The organism is Sulfuricystis thermophila, from assembly GCF_004323595.1.
GTDB lineage: Bacteria > Pseudomonadota > Gammaproteobacteria > Burkholderiales > Rhodocyclaceae > Sulfuricystis > Sulfuricystis thermophila.
The window spans coordinates 2,151,835-2,167,517 of record NZ_AP019373.1; the positions used below are offsets into that span (position 1 = coordinate 2,151,835).

16 protein-coding genes are annotated in these 15,683 nt (G+C 65.8%); all 16 read left to right on the forward strand.

All coding sequences use genetic code 11. From position 1 onward, the window contains the following. Window positions 1-66: 66 nt before the first annotated feature. The 16 genes from M52SOB_RS10860 to M52SOB_RS10935 all read left to right on the forward strand — a co-directional run bounded on the left by M52SOB_RS10860 (window position 67) and on the right by M52SOB_RS10935 (window position 15,662). Window positions 67-2,490 (forward strand): Lon protease family protein, encoded by a 2,424-nt coding sequence (locus M52SOB_RS10860; RefSeq protein WP_131111824.1) that lies wholly within the window; start codon window positions 67-69, stop codon window positions 2,488-2,490. A 58-nt stretch (window positions 2,491-2,548) separates the two neighbouring features. Beyond that, entirely contained in the window at window positions 2,549-4,309 is a 1,761-nt protein-coding gene (gene acsA / locus M52SOB_RS10865; RefSeq protein ID WP_131111825.1) for an acetate--CoA ligase, read from the forward strand. A gap of 1 nt (window position 4,310) precedes the next feature. Then, entirely contained in the window at window positions 4,311-5,315 is a 1,005-nt protein-coding gene (pdhA, locus tag M52SOB_RS10870) for a pyruvate dehydrogenase (acetyl-transferring) E1 component subunit alpha (RefSeq protein WP_131111826.1), read from the forward strand. Then, entirely contained in the window at window positions 5,312-6,286 is a 975-nt protein-coding gene (locus tag M52SOB_RS10875) for an alpha-ketoacid dehydrogenase subunit beta (protein ID WP_131111827.1), read from the forward strand. Before pdhA ends, M52SOB_RS10875 begins: the two co-directional genes overlap by 4 nt. Continuing rightward, window positions 6,283-7,485 carry a dihydrolipoamide acetyltransferase family protein gene (locus M52SOB_RS10880; RefSeq protein ID WP_131111828.1) on the forward strand — a complete coding sequence of 401 codons (1,203 nt, stop codon included), beginning with the start codon at window positions 6,283-6,285 and terminating at the stop codon, window positions 7,483-7,485. Before M52SOB_RS10875 ends, M52SOB_RS10880 begins: the two co-directional genes overlap by 4 nt. Further along, window positions 7,482-7,742 carry an acyl carrier protein gene (locus tag M52SOB_RS10885; RefSeq protein WP_131111829.1) on the forward strand — a complete coding sequence of 87 codons (261 nt, stop codon included), beginning with the start codon at window positions 7,482-7,484 and terminating at the stop codon, window positions 7,740-7,742. The genes M52SOB_RS10880 and M52SOB_RS10885 overlap by 4 nt, the downstream gene beginning before the upstream one ends. Then, window positions 7,739-8,242 (forward strand): BCAM0308 family protein, encoded by a 504-nt coding sequence (locus M52SOB_RS10890; protein ID WP_131111830.1) that lies wholly within the window; start codon window positions 7,739-7,741, stop codon window positions 8,240-8,242. The genes M52SOB_RS10885 and M52SOB_RS10890 overlap by 4 nt, the downstream gene beginning before the upstream one ends. A 110-nt stretch (window positions 8,243-8,352) precedes the next feature. After that, window positions 8,353-10,215, forward strand: a complete 1,863-nt coding sequence (locus M52SOB_RS10895) for a thiamine pyrophosphate-dependent enzyme (protein ID WP_284155083.1) — start codon at window positions 8,353-8,355, stop codon at window positions 10,213-10,215. A gap of 9 nt (window positions 10,216-10,224) precedes the next feature. Then, window positions 10,225-10,854, forward strand: a complete 630-nt coding sequence (locus M52SOB_RS10900) for an indolepyruvate oxidoreductase subunit beta (protein ID WP_131111832.1) — start codon at window positions 10,225-10,227, stop codon at window positions 10,852-10,854. Continuing rightward, complete coding sequence (locus M52SOB_RS10905; RefSeq protein WP_131111833.1) at window positions 10,851-11,165, forward strand: nucleotidyltransferase domain-containing protein; 315 nt, start codon at window positions 10,851-10,853, stop codon at window positions 11,163-11,165. Before M52SOB_RS10900 ends, M52SOB_RS10905 begins: the two co-directional genes overlap by 4 nt. Then, a complete protein-coding gene (locus M52SOB_RS10910; protein ID WP_172601821.1) occupies window positions 11,149-11,553 on the forward strand; it encodes a HEPN domain-containing protein in 405 nt (134 codons plus the stop codon). Before M52SOB_RS10905 ends, M52SOB_RS10910 begins: the two co-directional genes overlap by 17 nt. After that, on the forward strand, window positions 11,550-12,404 hold the full coding sequence (gene folD / locus M52SOB_RS10915) for a bifunctional methylenetetrahydrofolate dehydrogenase/methenyltetrahydrofolate cyclohydrolase FolD (protein ID WP_131111835.1): 855 nt from the start codon (window positions 11,550-11,552) through the stop codon (window positions 12,402-12,404). Before M52SOB_RS10910 ends, folD begins: the two co-directional genes overlap by 4 nt. Next, window positions 12,401-12,898 carry a 5-(carboxyamino)imidazole ribonucleotide mutase gene (purE, locus tag M52SOB_RS10920; protein ID WP_131111836.1) on the forward strand — a complete coding sequence of 166 codons (498 nt, stop codon included), beginning with the start codon at window positions 12,401-12,403 and terminating at the stop codon, window positions 12,896-12,898. Before folD ends, purE begins: the two co-directional genes overlap by 4 nt. An 11-nt stretch (window positions 12,899-12,909) precedes the next feature. Then, window positions 12,910-14,064 (forward strand): 5-(carboxyamino)imidazole ribonucleotide synthase, encoded by a 1,155-nt coding sequence (locus M52SOB_RS10925; protein WP_131111837.1) that lies wholly within the window; start codon window positions 12,910-12,912, stop codon window positions 14,062-14,064. Then, entirely contained in the window at window positions 14,057-15,022 is a 966-nt protein-coding gene (locus M52SOB_RS10930; protein WP_131111838.1) for an L-threonylcarbamoyladenylate synthase, read from the forward strand. Before M52SOB_RS10925 ends, M52SOB_RS10930 begins: the two co-directional genes overlap by 8 nt. A gap of 22 nt (window positions 15,023-15,044) precedes the next feature. Further along, complete coding sequence (locus M52SOB_RS10935) at window positions 15,045-15,662, forward strand: CBS domain-containing protein (RefSeq protein ID WP_284155084.1); 618 nt, start codon at window positions 15,045-15,047, stop codon at window positions 15,660-15,662. Window positions 15,663-15,683: the final 21 nt, after the last annotated feature.

Sequence of the window (15,683 nt, forward strand, 5' to 3'; positions counted from 1 at the left end):
ACTGAAATTGTCGGGGTGCGCTCCCTATAATCGGGCGATCCTCATGTCGAAGCCAACGATCGCCTCATGACCGTCCCCGCTCCCCTCAGTCCCGATCAGCTCAGCCGTCGCTGCGACCCCGCGCAGCTGGGCTTTGCCACGACGGCCGACGCCCCTGCGGCCTCTTCCGGCATCACCCAGGAACGCGCCCTCGCGGCGCTGCAGTTCGCGATCGAGACGCGCGCGCCGGGCTTCAATGTCTTCCTGCTCGGCGAACCTGGCTGCGGCCGCCATCGTCTGGTGGCCAGGCTGCTCGATGAACAGGCGCCACGGCAAGCCGTGCCGCCGGACCTTTGCTATGTCTATAACTTCGCCGACAGCAACCGGCCGCGGCTTTTGATCCTGCCGTCCGGTCGCGGCGCGCGCCTGAAGGCCGACATGCAGCATTTCGTCGCCGAACTGGCCAAGGCGATCGCCGCCGCCTTCGAGAGCGACACCTTCCGCGGCCAGGCCGAGGCCCTGCAGGAGGAATACAAGGAGCGAGAAGACCAGGCGCTGCGCCAGCTCGGACAAACCGCCAGCGAAAACGGCATCGCGCTGTTGCGCACCCCGCAGGGCTTCATGTTCGCGCCGCTCAAGGGCGAGGAAACGATGGGGCCGGAAGATTTCGAAGCTCTGCCCGACGCAGAGAAGGAACGCCTCAACAAGCTGATCGAAGCATACGGGGACCAGCTGCGCGAGCTCTTGCATCAGTTCCCGCGCTGGCGGCGCGAGTTGCAGGCGCGCCTGTTGGCGCTGAGCCGGGAGACCATGACCCTGGCGGTCGGTCATCTGATCGAGGAACTCAAGGCGCACTATGCCGATCTCGCCAACGTCGTCGCCTTCCTCGACGAAGTGATGCGCGACGTCGTCGACAGCGCCGAGGAACTGCGCGAAACGAAGGGCGAGGCGGAAGGCCCCGCCAGCGCCATCGCCGGCAACCTGCCGCTGTCGCGCTATCAGGTCAACCTCTTCATCGACCACGGCGCGACGCAAGGTGCGCCGGTGATCTTCGAAGACCAGCCGAGCTTCCAGAACCTGATCGGCCGTGTCGACCACATCGCCCACATGGGCACGCTGATCACCCATTTCACGATGATCCGCGCCGGCGCGCTCGCCCGCGCCAACGGCGGCTATCTGGTGCTCGACGTCGAGAAAGTCCTCGGCCAGCCCTATGCCTGGGAAGGGCTGAAACGCGCACTGCGCGCGCGCGAGCTGCGCATCGAATCGCTCGGCCAGATTTTCGGTCTGCTCTCGACGCTGACCATCGAGCCGGAGCCGATTCCGCTCGACCTCAAGGTGATCCTGATCGGCGAGCGCCATCTCTACTATCTGCTCAAGGAATACGATCCGGAATTCGAACAGCTCTTCAAGGTGGCGGCCGATTTCGACGATGCGGTGCCGCGCGATGCCCCGACCATCGCCCGCTATGCCGGCTTCATCGCCGACGAAGTGCGCGCCAAAGCGCTGCGCCCCTTCGATGCCGCGGCGGTAGCGCGGGTGATCGATCATGCGGCGCGGCTGGCCGACGATGCCGCGCGCCTGACCACCGCGACGCGCCTGATCGCCGACCTCTTGGTCGAGGCCGATTACCACGCCGCGCGCGCGCAGCACACCGTCGTCGGCGCCGCCGATGTCGAGGCCGCACTCGCCGCCCGCCGCACGCGCAGCGAGCGCCTGCAGCGGCTGGGCATCGACGAGATCCACCGTGGCGTGCGCCTGATCGACCTGGCCGGCAGCCAGGTCGGGCAAATCAATGGTCTGGTGGTCTTCGATCTCGGTGGGGAGCGCTTCGGCCAGCCGGTGCGCATCAGCGCGACGATCCGCCTCGGCGAGGGCGAGGTGATCGACATCGAGCGTGAGGCCGAACTCGGCGGCCCGATCCACTCGAAGGGCGTGATGATCCTCGCCTCCTTCCTCGCCGCCCGTTATGCGCGGCTGCAGCCCTTCTCGCTCACCGCCAGCCTGGTGTTCGAGCAGTCCTACGGCCCGGTCGAGGGCGATTCCGCGTCGCTCGCCGAACTCGCGGCACTGCTTTCGGCGCTGGCCAATGCACCGATCCGCCAAGCCATCGCCGTCACCGGCTCGGTCAACCAGTTCGGCCAGGTGCAGGCGATCGGCGGCGTCAACGAAAAGGTCGAGGGTTTCTTCGACACCTGTCAGGCCGCGGGGCTCACCGGTGAGCAGGGCGTGATCATCCCTCAAGCCAACCTCGCCCATCTGATGCTGCGTCCGGATGTGGTGGAAGCCTGCGCGGCCGGCCGCTTCCACCTCTGGGCCGTGTCTACCGTCGATCAGGCTATCGAGCTCTTGACCGGCGTGCCCGCCGGCCTGCCCGACGAACAGGGCAACATCCCACCCGACACGATCAATTATCTCGTCGCCGTGCAGCTCGCCGAGATGGCCACCCTGCGCCAGGCGTTCGCCGAGGCCCATGGCGGCGGCCACAAGAAGCAGCAGAAAAAACACTGACCTCGCTGCCTTCCCACCTTCCCTTCCCCGGGCTATAGTAATCTCGAAAGGGGAAGCGATGGAACCGACGGCGATCATCCGCAAGACATCGGTCGATTGGCGTGTGCCGCCGAACCTCGCTGATTACGCAGGCGAGCGCAGCCGCTTCGACTGGCAGGCCGTGGCCGGGCGGCTCGCCGGGCCGAGGGGCGTGAACATCGGCTGGGCCGCGACCGACCGCTGGCTGGCAAGCGAGAAAGCCGAGAAAGCGGCGTTCCGCTTCCTCGCCGCGGACCAGCCCCCGCAGGAGATGACCTATGCCGAGCTGGCACGGCAAACCAATCGCTTCGCGAACCTGCTGCGGCAATTGGGCTGCGCGCCGGGCAGCGTCGTGTTCGTGCTCGCCGAGCGCATTCCCGAGCTCTATGTCAGCGTGCTCGGCAGCCTGAAATGCGGCTGCGTCGCATCCCCGCTGTTTTCCGCCTTCGGCCCGGAGCCGATCGCGACGCGCATCAACCTGGGCCGGGGCAGGGTGCTGGTGACCACCGATCTGCTCTACGAGCGCAAGGTGGCAGGCTGGCGCGAGGCGATGCCGACGCTCGAACATGTGCTGCTCGTCGCGGCGGAAGGTGGCCAGACCGCAGTGCCCGGCACCCATGACTTCGCCACGCTGATGGCCGCGGCCAGCGACGCGCCGGTCGCTGGAGCCACTGCGGCAGAAGATCTCGCGCTGCTGCATTTCACCAGCGGCACGACCGGCACGCCGAAGGGCGCGATGCACGTGCATGCGGCGATGCTGACGCACTGGGCGACGGGCTACTACGCGCTCGACCTCCATGAAGACGACCTCTTCTGGTGCACCGCCGATCCGGGCTGGGTGACCGGCACCTCCTACGGCATCATCGCGCCGCTGTTGCACGGCGTGACGAGCCTCGTCGACCGCGAGGAGTTCGATGCCGAGCGTTGGTATGGCCTCTTGCAGGAGCAGGGTGTCACGGTCTGGTATACCGCGCCGACGGCGATCCGCATGCTGATGAAGGCCGGCGCGGAGCTGGCGCAACAATACCGCTTTCCGCAACTGCGTTTCATCGCCAGCGTCGGCGAGCCGCTCAATCCGGAAGCCGTCCGGTGGGGCAAGGAGGTACTCGGCCTGCCGATCCATGACAACTGGTGGCAGACCGAAACCGGCGGCATCATGATCGCCAACACGCCCGCCTTCGACATCAAGCCGGGTTCGATGGGCCGGCCGCTGCCCGGCGTCGAGGCAGCGATCGTGAAGCGCCACGATGACGGCAGCGTGAGCGTGATCGACACGCCCGATGTCGAGGGCGAGCTGGCGCTGAAAACCGGCTGGCCGTCGATGTTCCGCGGTTATCTGAACAACGAGGAACGCTATCGCAAATGCTTCGCCGGCGAGTGGTATCTGACCGGCGATCTGGCCAAACGCGATGCCGACGGCTATTTCTGGTTCCTCGGCCGCGCCGATGACGTGATCAAGTCGGCTGGCCATCTGATCGGGCCGTTCGAGGTCGAAAGCGCGCTGATGGAGCATCCGGCGGTCGCCGAAGCCGGCGTGATCGGCAAGCCCGACCCGGTGGTCGGCGAAATGGTCAAGGCCTTCGTCTCGCTGAAGAAGGGCTGGGAAGACAGCGAAGCCTTGCGCAAGGAACTGCTCGCCCATGCGCGCAAGAGACTCGGCGCCGCCGTCGCGCCGAAGGAAATCGCCGTATTGCCGAGCCTGCCACGCACCCGCAGTGGCAAGATCATGCGCCGGCTGCTGAAGGCGCGCGAACTGGGATTGCCCGAGGGCGATACTTCGACGCTCGAAGGAGGAGTGTGAGATGGTCATCGAGCATCGCCCGCCACCGCCGCCTTCCGGTCCCGTGCCCTGGGAGAAAGACTTTGCGCTGAAGCTGCTCGCCGACATGGTGCGCATCCGGCGCATGGAAGAGAAATGCGCCGAACTCTACGGCGTCGGCAAGATCCGCGGTTTCTTGCACCTCTACATCGGCGAGGAAGCGGTCGCCGTCGGCGCACTGCACGCGCTCACGCCGCAAGACAACGTCGTCGCCACCTACCGCGAGCATGGCCATGCGCTGGTGCGGGGACTGTCGATGAATGCGATCATGGCTGAGATGTATGGCAAGCAGGAGGGCTGCGTGAAGGGCCGCGGCGGTTCGATGCACCTGTTCGACAAAGCGACGCGGCTGTATGGCGGCAATGCGATCGTCGGCGGTGGTCTGCCGCTCGCCACCGGGCTTGCGCTGGCGGCGAAGATGCTGGCTGAGGATCGCATCACCGCCTGCTTCTTCGGTGACGGCGCGGTCGCCGAAGGCGCCTTTCACGAGGCGATGAACCTCGCCGCGCTGTGGCGGCTGCCGGTGCTGTTCTGCTGCGAGAACAATCTATACGGCATGGGCACGGCGATCGAGCGCGCCGAGGCGGTGACCGATCTTTCCGCCAAGGCAGCCGCCTATGGCATGCCGGGCCTCGCCGCCGATGGCATGGACATCGTTGCGGTGCATGAGACCACGCGCGCGGCGCTGGCTCGCATCAAAAGCGACGGTGGGCCGGTGTTCGTCGAATATCGCACCTACCGCTTCCGCGCCCACTCGATGTTCGATGCCGAGCTCTACCGCGACAAGGACGAGGTCGAAGCCTGGAAGACGCGCGGACCGATCCACACCTTCACGGCTCGCCTCAAGAGCGAGGGCAAGCTCAGCGAGGCGGAATTCCTCGCCCTCGATGCCGCCGCGCAGCGCGAAGTGGATGAGGCGGTGGCCTTCGCCGAAGCCGGCAGCTGGGAACCCGTCGAGGCGATGCTCAGGGACGTGTATTCATCATGAGCCGGAAGCTCACTTACCGCGAGGCGATGCGCGAAGCGATGCGCGAAGCGCTGCAGCGCGACCCGCGCGTCATCCTGATCGGCGAGGATGTCGGCCGCTATGGCGGCACCTATGCGTTCTCGAAGGGCTTCCTCGACGAGTTCGGCCCGGAACGCATCCGCGACACGCCCCTGGCGGAGCTCGGTTTCGTCGGCACCGGCATCGGCGCGGCGCTGGGCGGGCTGCGGCCGATCGTCGAGGTGATGACGGTGAATTTCAGCCTGCTGGCGCTCGATCAGATCGTCAATACCGCAGCGCTGTTCCACCATATGTCGGGCGGACAGTTCTCGGTGCCGCTGGTGATCCGCATGGCCACCGGCGCCGGTCGCCAGCTCGCCGCGCAGCATTCGCACAGCCTCGAAGGCTGGTATGCGCACATCCCCGGCATCAAGGTGCTGGCGCCGGCGACGATCGAGGATGCCCGCCACATGCTCGCCCCCGCGCTGGCCGATCCCGATCCGGTGGTGATCTTCGAACATGCCGGCCTGTTCAACCTGGAAGGCGAGCTGCCGGACATCGATGGCGTCGACATCGCCTCTGCGAAGCTGCGCCGCACGGGCCGCGATGTGGCGCTGATCACCTATGGCGGCTGCCTGCCCAAAACCCTCGCCGCCGCGGAGATGCTCGCAGCCGAAGGCATCGAAGCCGAGGTGCTCGACCTGCGCGTGCTGCGGCCGCTCGACACGGCGGGCATCGTCGCCACGGTGGCGAAATGCCATCGCGCAGTGGTCATCGACGAGAACTGGAAGAGCGGCGGCTTCGCGGCGGAGGTGATGGCGCGCATCATGGAAAATGCCTTCTATGAGCTCGATGCGCCGGTGGCGCGCGTCTGCGCCGAGGAAGTGCCGATCCCCTATGCGAAACATCTGGAGGAGGCGGCGCTGCCACAAGCCGAGAAGATCGTCGCCGCCGTGAAGGAGATGTTCGCATGATCGAATTCAGGCTGCCATCGCTCGGTGCCGACATGGACGAGGGCACCCTGCTCGAATGGAAGGTGAAGCCGGGCGACAGGGTCGAAAAGGGCCAGGTGATCGCGATCGTCGATACCGCGAAGGCCGCGATCGACGTCGAATGCTGGCAGGAAGGCACCGTGCATCGCCTGATCGCCGAGCCGGGGCAGAAGATGCCGGTCGGCACGGTGATGGCACTGCTGCTCGAACCCGGCGAGACAGTGCCGGCCGAAGCGGCGACGGCAACCCCGCACACCGGCAGCAACGAAAGCCGAGAAGTCTCCTCGGGTAGCGGCGCACTGCGCGAAGTCGGCGCTGGTGGAACGGCACCCCCGCCCGCTCCAGAGGCGGGTGAGCGGCGCCGCATCTCGCCGGCGGCGAGGAAACGCGCCGCCGAGCTGGGCGTCGCTGTCGAAAAGCTCATCGGCAGCGGGCCGCAGGGCGCAGTGACGCTCGAAGACGTCGAGAAAGCGGCGGCCCGACCCGCGCCCGCCGCGCCGCCGGGCGATCGTTTCCTGGCGATGCGCCAGACCATCGCCGCGGCGATGAGCCGTTCCAAGCGCGAGATTCCGCATTACTACGTCAGCGAGGACATTCCGCTCGCCCGCATGCTGGCCTGGCTGCAGGAAACGAACGCGCAGCGGCCGATGACCGAGCGCCTCTTGCCGGCCGCGGTGCTGCTCAAAGCCGTGGCACGCGCCTTGGCAAACTATCCCGAGCTCAACGGCCATTACCGCGATGGCGCCTTCCAGCCGGCGCAAGCGGTGCATCTGGGCGTGGCGATCTCGTTGCGCGCGGGCGGGCTGATCGCCCCGGCGATCCTCGATGCCGGCGCGAAGCCGCTCACAAAGCTGATGCAGGAACTCGCCGATCTCGTCCGGCGCACCCGTGCCGGCTCGCTGAAAAGCGCCGAGCTTTCCGCGGCGACGATCACCGTGACCAATCTCGGCGACCAGGGCAGTCATGGCGTGTTCGGCGTCATCACCCCGCCGCAGGTGGCGCTGGTCGGATTCGGGCGCATCGCCGAACGGCCGTGGGCGGAGAATGGTGGGCTGAAAGCGCTGCCGGTGGTCACCGCCAGCCTTTCGGCCGACCACCGCGTCTCGGACGGCCATCGCGGCGCGCTGTTCCTGCGCGAACTTTCCGACCTGCTGCAACAACCGGAGGAACTCGCGCGATGAACCCCAGCGAATTGCGCCAACGGGTCATCACCACGCTGCAGGGCATCGCCCCGGAGGTGGATGCCGCGCGCCTGCGCGACGATCTGCCGCTCAGGCGCCAGGTCGATCTCGATTCGATGGACTGGCTCAACTTCCTGCTCGGCCTGAACAAAGCGCTGGGCATCGAGATTCCCGAAAAGGATTATGCCCGGCTCACCACGCTGAGCGCGCTGCTCGATTACTTGCAACACAAACTCACCGAAAGGAGTGCATCATGAAAGCCAACGTTCCAGCTGCCGGTTTCCGTCCCGTGCGGCGCGACCAGCTGCGCCCGGAACGGATCCACGACACCTACCAGCTCACCCACAAGCTCGCCGAGCCGTCGGTGTGCAAGGTCTGTGGCGCGATCTACCATGCCGGACGCTGGCAATGGGGCAGCCCACCGGGCGGCGCCCATGAAGTCACCTGCCCGGCCTGCGCGCGCATCCGCGACCATCTGCCGATGGGCTATGTGCAGCTTTCCGGCGATTACTTCGCCGCCCATCGAGACGAGCTGCTCAAGCTCGTGCGCCACCGCGAGGAAAAGGAAAAGGCCGAACACCCGCTGGCGCGCATCATGGCCATCGAGGATCAGGCCGACGGCGGCGTGCTGGTGACCACCACCGACAGCCATCTCGCACGCTCCATCGGCGAGGCGTTGGAGCACGCCCACAAAGGCGAGCTGGAATTCCATTACAACGAAGGGGACAACCTGCTGCGCGTGTTCTGGGAACGGTAGACGATTGCAGGCCGAAGCCGGATAATCGCCGTTAGCGCGGCCCGTCGCGACACCAGCGCGGCGGGCTTTCCATTTCTCAATTCGAAGACGAGACTTCTATGGCTTCAGTCATGCCCGCCCCGAGCCCGACCATTTCAGAGAACCGGCTGTTCCTCTCCGGCAACGAGGCCGTTGCCCGCGCCGTCTGGGAATCCGGCTGCAAGGTCGCCGCCGCCTATCCCGGCACGCCTTCCACCGAAATGCTGGAAGTGATTTCGACCTACCCCGAGATTTATTCCGAATGGTCGGTCAATGAAAAGGTGTCGCTCGAAGTCGCCATCGGCGCCGCGTTTGCCGGCAGCCGGGCGTTTTGCGCGATGAAACACGTCGGCATGAACGTCGCCTCGGATGCCTTGATGACATTGACGCTGACCGGCGTGATCGGCGGGCTGGTGATCGCCATCGCCGACGACGTGGGGCTCTCCTCGTCGCAGAACGAGCAGGATTCGCGCTTTTGGGGACGCTTTGCGCATGTGCCGGTGTTCGAGCCGTCCGACTCGCAGGAAGCGTATGAGATGACGAAGCTCGCCTTCGACTTTTCGGAAAAGCACCAGGTGCCGGTGATCCTGCGCATGACCACGCGCATCAATCACGTCAAGGGGCTGGTCGTGGTGGGCGAGCGTGTCGCCCACCCGAATACCGGCGGCTTCCAGAAGAATCCGGCACGCTGGGTGATGACGCCTGCCGGCGCGGGCAAGCGCATTCCGCTCATGTTCGAGCGCGACCAGGCCTTGCGCGCCGCAGCCGAGGCCAGCCCACTCAATGTCGTGGATGGCGGACGCGATCGCCGTGTCGGTTTCGTCGCCTCCGGCCCGGCCTGGATGCACGTCAAGGAAAGCTTCCCGGATGCGCCGGTGCTGAAACTCGGCTTTTCCTGCCCGGTGCCGGTCGAGAAGATTCGCGCCTTTGCAAAGACGGTCGATAATCTCGTCGTCGTCGAGGAAGTCGAACCGCTGGTCGAGACCGAACTCAAGGCCGCCGGCATTCACTGCCACGGCAAGGACATCCTGCCCAAGCAGGGCGAACTGGCGCCCAATGTGCTCAAGCCGGCGATCGCCAAGCTCCTCGGTGAGCCGGCGCCGGAAAATCTCGCCAAGCCGGCACCGGTGTTTCCGCGCCCGCCGACGATGTGCGTCGCCTGTCCGCATCTGGGCGTCTATTACACGCTCTCGCAGATCAAGAACATCACCATCTCCGGCGACATCGGCTGCTACACGCTCGGCGCGGGACATCCCTGGAACGCGCTCGACACGACGATCTCGATGGGCGCCTCGATGGGCATCGCACTCGGCCTCGACAAGGGCCGTGGCGAGGCCGACAAGGACAAGCGGATCCTGGCCGTGATCGGCGATTCGACCTTCCTGCACATGGGCATGCAGGGCCTGCTCGACATCGTCTACAACCGCGGCAACGTCACGGTGCTCTTGCTCGACAACCGCGCCGTCGGCATGACCGGTGGCCAACCCGATCCGGGCAGCGGCCGCGACATCCATGGCGAGCCCGCGCCGCGTGTCGATTTCGCCAAACTGGTCGAGGCGCTCGGCGTCAAGAAGGAACGCATCCACGTCGTCGACCCCTATCAGCTGCCGGTGCTGTTCAAGACCATCCGCGAAGAGATCAAGATCCCCGAGGTGTCGGTGATCATCACGAACCAGCCCTGCGTGCTGATCGACGACTACAAGAAGCAAAAGCCCTACGAGGTGATCGACGAGAAATGCACCGGTTGCGGCAACTGCGTCGAGGTCGGCTGCCCGGCGATCCATGTCGTGCGCCGCGAAAAGGTCGTCAAACCCTCCGGCAAGGAAGTCGAGCTGCAGTTCGTCCGCATCGAAACCTCGGTGTGCACCGGCTGTGGTCTGTGCGTGCAGCCTTGCGCACCGGACGCGATCGTCCCGGCCGATCCGAGCAAACCCATTCGCCTCGTCAAGCATTGAGAAGCCACCATGCCTGAAAGCAATGTCACCAACATCCTCGTCGTCGGCATCGGCGGCCAGGGCGTCATGACCGCCACGGAGATCCTCGCCGAGGCCGCGATCGCGCTTGGCCACGATGTCAAGAAAACCGAAGTCGCCGGCATGGCGCAGCGCGGCGGGGTGGTCTCCTCGCATCTTAGGTTCGGCCCCAAGGTGCTCTCGCCGCAGATCATGCCGGGCACGGCCGATCTCTTGGTCGCCTTCGAAGCCGCCGAGGGCTTGCGCTGGTGCCACTATCTCAAACCCGGCGGCCTGGTGCTCCTCAACACCGCACACATCGTGCCGCCGGTGGTCGACATCGGCCTCTACGAGTATCCGGCCGATCCGATCGCCGAGATTCGCGCCAAGGGTTACCGCGTGCATGCCTTCGATGCGATGAAGATCGCGCTGGAACTGGGCGATGTGCGGCTCGGCAACACGGTGATGCTCGGCGCAATGGCCGATCATCTGCCCTTCCCGGCCGAGGTGTTGCTGGAAGCGATCGTCAAGCGCTTCCGTGCCAGAAAACCGCAGATGGTCGAACTCAACCAGAGGGCCTTCGAGGCCGGCCGGGCGGCGGAAAAGGCCGCCGCTCACCAGAAAGCAGAGGCGATTGCGTGACGACGGATTTGCAACGGGCGATCGATTGCCTTGCCACCGCATTGCCCGTCGGCAGCAAGGTGATCTTGTTCGGCTCGGCAGCCGAGAACCGCGCGCGTGCCGACAGCGACCTCGATCTGTTCGTCATCGAACCCGAGGTCGCCAATCGCAGCGAGGAAGCGGCCCGTCTCGCGGCATTGCTCGGCCGCCAGCTGATCGCCGCCGATGTCGTGGTTCAGGATGCGGCCACCTTCGACAAGCAGCGAAGGATTCCCAACACACTCGCATGGCATGTCGCGAGGCGAGGCATCGCCTATGGAATCGAGCATTGACTTTGCGCGACTGTTACTCGACAAGGCCCGCGATGATGCCTACGTCGTCGTTCGGCTGTGCGACGACCCTGCTGCCCCCGACTGGGTGATCGGTTTCCATGCCGAACAGGCTGTGGAAAAAGCGATGAAAGCCATGCTCGCCAGCCGCGAGATCGAATACCCGCGCACTCACAACATCGCGATGCTCATCGAACTGCTACGGCAAAATACATTGCCAGTGCCACCCGAGGCAGACGAGCTGCCACGTCTCGTCCCTTTTGGCGTCGCTCTCCGTTACGACGACGCAGCAGGCGAAGAGAACTTCCCATTGGATCGCACATGGGCAAGACGCATGGTTTCGGCTACGATTGCCTGGGTTGAACGACAACTCGACAAAGGAATGACATGACCGCCAAAATCATCGACGGCAATGCACTGGCACAAGCCGTGCGCGCCGAATTGGCCGAGAAGGCCGCGGCACTCAAAGCCACCCAGGGGATCACGCCCTGTCTCGCCGTGATCCTCGTTGGCGAGGATCCGGCTTCCCAGGTGTATGTCCGCAACAAGGTCGCCGCCTGCGAGAAGGCCGGCTTTCGCTCGATCCGCGAGACCTACCCGGCCAACGTCGAACCGGCGGTGGTGCTCGGCAAGATCGCCGAGTTGAACGCCGATCCGACGGTGCATGGCATCCTCGTCCAGCTGCCGCTGCCCAAGCACTTCGACACCGACGCGGTGCTCGAAGCGATCTTGCCCGAGAAGGACGTCGACGGCTTTCATGCCGAGAACGTCGGCGCGCTGATGCAGGGCACGCCGCGCTTCATCCCCTGCACGCCCTATGGCGTGATGAAGATGCTCGAGTCCGCGAACGTGCCCCTGAAGGGCGCCGAGGCGGTGATCGTCGGCCGCTCCAACATCGTCGGCAAGCCGATGGCGATGCTGCTGCTGCAACGAGACAGCACCGTGACCATCTGCCATTCGCGCACCCAGGACCTGACTTTTCACACCAAGCGCGCCGACATCCTCGTCGCCGCGGTGGGCCGCGCGAAGATGATCAGCGGCGAGATGATCAAGCCGGGCGCGACGGTGATCGACGTCGGCATCAACCGCCTGCCGGACGGGAAGCTGTGTGGCGACGTCGATTTCGCATCGGCCAAGGAAGTGGCCGGCGCGATCACGCCGGTGCCCGGCGGCGTCGGGCCGATGACGATCACCATGTTGCTCGCCAATACCCTAGCAGCGGCGGAAAGGACATTGAAATGACCCATCCCCTCGTCGGCATCGTCATGGGTTCGGATTCCGACTGGCCGGTGATGCAAGCCGCAGCGCAGCTGCTGGATGAATTCGGCGTCGCTTACGAGGCGAAGGTCGTCTCGGCGCATCGCACCCCAGATCTCCTTTTCGACTACGCGGCCAGCGCTTACGATCGCGGCCTGAAAGCGATCATCGCCGGCGCCGGCGGCGCGGCCCATCTGCCGGGTATGCTCGCCGCCAAGACCATCGTTCCTATCTTGGGCGTGCCAGTGCCCTCGAAGCACCTCAACGGCCTCGACTCGCTGCTCTCCATCGTGCAGATGCCCAAGGGCGTGCCGGTAGCGACCTTTGCGATCGGCGAGGCCGGTGCAGCCAACGCGGCACTGACGGCGATCGCGATTCTCGCCACGGCGGACGATACGGTCGGCAAAGAACTGGCGAAGCAGCTCACCGCCTTCCGCACCCAGCTGCGCGAGAAGGTGCTGGCGATGAAGCTGGGATAAATCTGGTAACGATGACCGCGATTCTTCCTCCCGCCACGCTCGGCATGCTCGGCGGCGGCCAGCTCGGCCGCTTCTTCGTGATCGCCGCGCACGAAATGGGCTACCGCGTCGTCGTGCTCGATCCCGACCCGGCTAGCCCCGCGGGCAAGATCGCCGACCTCCACATCGCCGCGGCCTACGACGACGCGGACGCGCTGGAGCGCCTGGCCGGCCAGTGTGCAGCGGTGACCACCGAGTTCGAGAACGTGCCAGCCGACACCCTTGCCTACCTCGCCAAATTCGTCACCGTGCGGCCATCGGCCGAGGCCGTGGCCATCTGCCAGAACCGCAGCGCGGAAAAAGCCTTTCTCAAACGGCATGGCTTCCCGCATGCGCCTTACGCCGACATCACGAGCGAGGATGATCTCAGGAATGCCAACGCCGGTCTCTTCCCAGGCATCCTGAAAGTGTCCCGTTTCGGCTACGACGGCAAGGGCCAGGCGCGCGTGGATTCGCGCGAGGAAGCCATCGCCGCCTGGGCGAGCTTCCGCCGCGAGCCGTGCGTGCTCGAGCAGCAACTGAAGCTCGACTATGAAGTTTCGGTGGTGCTCGCGCGCGACGAGGCGGGGCGCGTCAAGTGTTTCCCGACCGTCGAAAACCGCCACAGAAAGGGCATCCTCGACGTCTCGATCGCGCCGGCGCGCACCTCGGGCTGCCTGGCCGGCAACGCAGAAGAGATCGCCGAGGGCATCGCGCAAAAGATGGACTACGTCGGCACGCTCGGCGTCGAATTCTTCGTCGTCCATGGCCAGCTCTATGTCAACGAAATGGCGCCACGCCCGCACAATTCGGGCCACTACACGCTCGATGCCTGTGTGACCAACCAGTTCGAGCAACAGCTGCGCGCGCTCTGCGGCCTGCCGCTCGCCGATCCGCGCCAGCACTCGGCCGCCGTCATGGTCAATCTGCTCGGCGACATCTGGTACCGTGAGGACCCGCATCACGCCAAGGAGCCGGACTGGTCGCAGCTGCTCGCCATCCCGAATCTCAAACTGCATCTCTACGGCAAACACCATCCGCGCCCGGGGCGCAAGATGGGGCATTTCACCGTGATCGGCAATGACGCAGCAGTCGTGCAAAAGTCGGCGCTGGCGGCGCGGCACGCGATGGGGATCGGCGATGACTGAAGCGCACCCGGACATCCAGCGCGCCGTCGAGTTGCTCAAGGCCGGCGAGCTGGTCGCCTTTCCGACCGAGACCGTCTATGGCCTCGGCGCCGATGCGATGAATCCCGCCGCGGTGGCGAAGATCTTCGCCGTCAAGGGCCGGCCCGCCGACCATCCGTTGATCGTGCATATTCCGGATGCATCACAGCTGGATCGCTGGGCGCGCGAGATCTCGCCGGCGGCGCGCGCGGTGGCAGAAAAGTTCTGGCCCGGCCCGCTGACATTGATCCTCAAGCGTCATCCCGACGTGCCCGACTGTGTGACCGGCGGCCAGGACACGGTGGGCCTGCGCGTGCCGAACCATCCGCTGGCGCTCGCACTGCTGCGCGCCTTCGGCGGCGGCATCGCCGCGCCGTCGGCCAACAAATTCGGCCGCATCAGCCCGACCACTGCGCAGCACGTCCGCGACGATCTCGGCGATGCGGTGGCCATGATCCTCGATGGCGGGCCGTGCGCGGTCGGCATCGAATCGACGATCGTCGACATGAGCAGCGAGCGCACCACGATCCTGCGCCCCGGCATGATCAGCGCCTTCGATATCGGCATCTTCCTCGGCCGCATGCCGGCGGAAAAGGGCAATGCCCATTCGGTGAAGACGCCGGGCTCGCACCTCGCCCATTACGCACCGCGCACGCCGCTCCTCTTGGTGCCCGACGACACGGTGGCGGTCGCGGTGCGCACCGCGCTGGGCAAAGGCGAGAAGATCGCCGTGCTCGCCCCTTATCCGGCGCCGATCGAACACCCGCTGATCGTCGCCTGGCAGGTGGCGCCGACCGATGCCACCGCCTATGCGCATGCGCTGTATGCTACGCTGCGCACCCTGGATGCGGCCGGCGCCGACCTGATCATCGTGCAGCGGCCGCCCTGGCCTGCCGTCATCGACCGGCTGATGCGCGCTTCGGCCGGCTCCGGCACATGACCCTCAAGGAGGAAAGCAGATCATGAGCAAGATCGAAAAAGAAGCTCCCGTCCATCACCCGTTGCCCACGGTGAAGGCCCCGCCGGGCACCGGCTTTTCCGAGCCCTCCACCTTCACGCCCGTGCGGGCCGACTCGCCGGCGATGTCCGTGATGACCGACCTGAAACAGGTCTCCGCGGCGACGATCGGCCCCGACGTGCCGCTTTCCGTGGCGACCCAAACGATGATCTCGCGCGGCGTGCGCCTGCTGCTGGTGGTGAATCGCGACGACGAGGTGCTCGGCGTGATCACCGCGCGCGACACCACTGGCGAGCGGCCGATCCAGATGGTGCAGAAACTCGGCGGCAAGTTCGGTGACCTATTGGTCAGGGATCTGATGTGTCCGCGCGAGGACATCGATCTGATCATGCTCAGCGACGTTCTGAAAGCCAAGGTCAGCGACGTGATCGACACCCTGCAGGCGTTGAAGCGCCAGCATGCGCTGGTCGGCGAGCGCGATCCGCTCACCGGCCGGATGCGCATCCGCGGCATCTTCTCGGCCACGCAGATCGGCCGCCAGCTCGGCGCCCCCATCCAGACCTTCGATGTCGCCTCGACGTTCACCGAGATCGAAGGCTATCTCGCGCGGGACAACAGCTGAATCTGAGTCTCGAACTGGCGC

What these genes read in the sequence shown, in the direction of transcription:
- M52SOB_RS10860 (WP_131111824.1), top strand. Translation starts at nt 67, where the DNA reads ATGACCGTCCCCGCTCCCCTCAGTCCCGATCAGCTCAGCCGTCGCTGC.
- acsA (WP_131111825.1), top strand. Translation starts at nt 2,549, where the DNA reads ATGGAACCGACGGCGATCATCCGCAAGACATCGGTCGATTGGCGTGTG.
- pdhA (WP_131111826.1), top strand. Translation starts at nt 4,311, where the DNA reads ATGGTCATCGAGCATCGCCCGCCACCGCCGCCTTCCGGTCCCGTGCCC.
- M52SOB_RS10875 (WP_131111827.1), top strand. Translation starts at nt 5,312, where the DNA reads ATGAGCCGGAAGCTCACTTACCGCGAGGCGATGCGCGAAGCGATGCGC.
- M52SOB_RS10880 (WP_131111828.1), top strand. Translation starts at nt 6,283, where the DNA reads ATGATCGAATTCAGGCTGCCATCGCTCGGTGCCGACATGGACGAGGGC.
- M52SOB_RS10885 (WP_131111829.1), top strand. Translation starts at nt 7,482, where the DNA reads ATGAACCCCAGCGAATTGCGCCAACGGGTCATCACCACGCTGCAGGGC.
- M52SOB_RS10890 (WP_131111830.1), top strand. Translation starts at nt 7,739, where the DNA reads ATGAAAGCCAACGTTCCAGCTGCCGGTTTCCGTCCCGTGCGGCGCGAC.
- M52SOB_RS10895 (WP_284155083.1), top strand. Translation starts at nt 8,353, where the DNA reads ATGCCCGCCCCGAGCCCGACCATTTCAGAGAACCGGCTGTTCCTCTCC.
- M52SOB_RS10900 (WP_131111832.1), top strand. Translation starts at nt 10,225, where the DNA reads ATGCCTGAAAGCAATGTCACCAACATCCTCGTCGTCGGCATCGGCGGC.
- M52SOB_RS10910 (WP_172601821.1), top strand. Translation starts at nt 11,149, where the DNA reads ATGGAATCGAGCATTGACTTTGCGCGACTGTTACTCGACAAGGCCCGC.
- folD (WP_131111835.1), top strand. Translation starts at nt 11,550, where the DNA reads ATGACCGCCAAAATCATCGACGGCAATGCACTGGCACAAGCCGTGCGC.
- purE (WP_131111836.1), top strand. Translation starts at nt 12,401, where the DNA reads ATGACCCATCCCCTCGTCGGCATCGTCATGGGTTCGGATTCCGACTGG.
- M52SOB_RS10925 (WP_131111837.1), top strand. Translation starts at nt 12,910, where the DNA reads ATGACCGCGATTCTTCCTCCCGCCACGCTCGGCATGCTCGGCGGCGGC.
- M52SOB_RS10930 (WP_131111838.1), top strand. Translation starts at nt 14,057, where the DNA reads ATGACTGAAGCGCACCCGGACATCCAGCGCGCCGTCGAGTTGCTCAAG.
- M52SOB_RS10935 (WP_284155084.1), top strand. Translation starts at nt 15,045, where the DNA reads ATGAGCAAGATCGAAAAAGAAGCTCCCGTCCATCACCCGTTGCCCACG.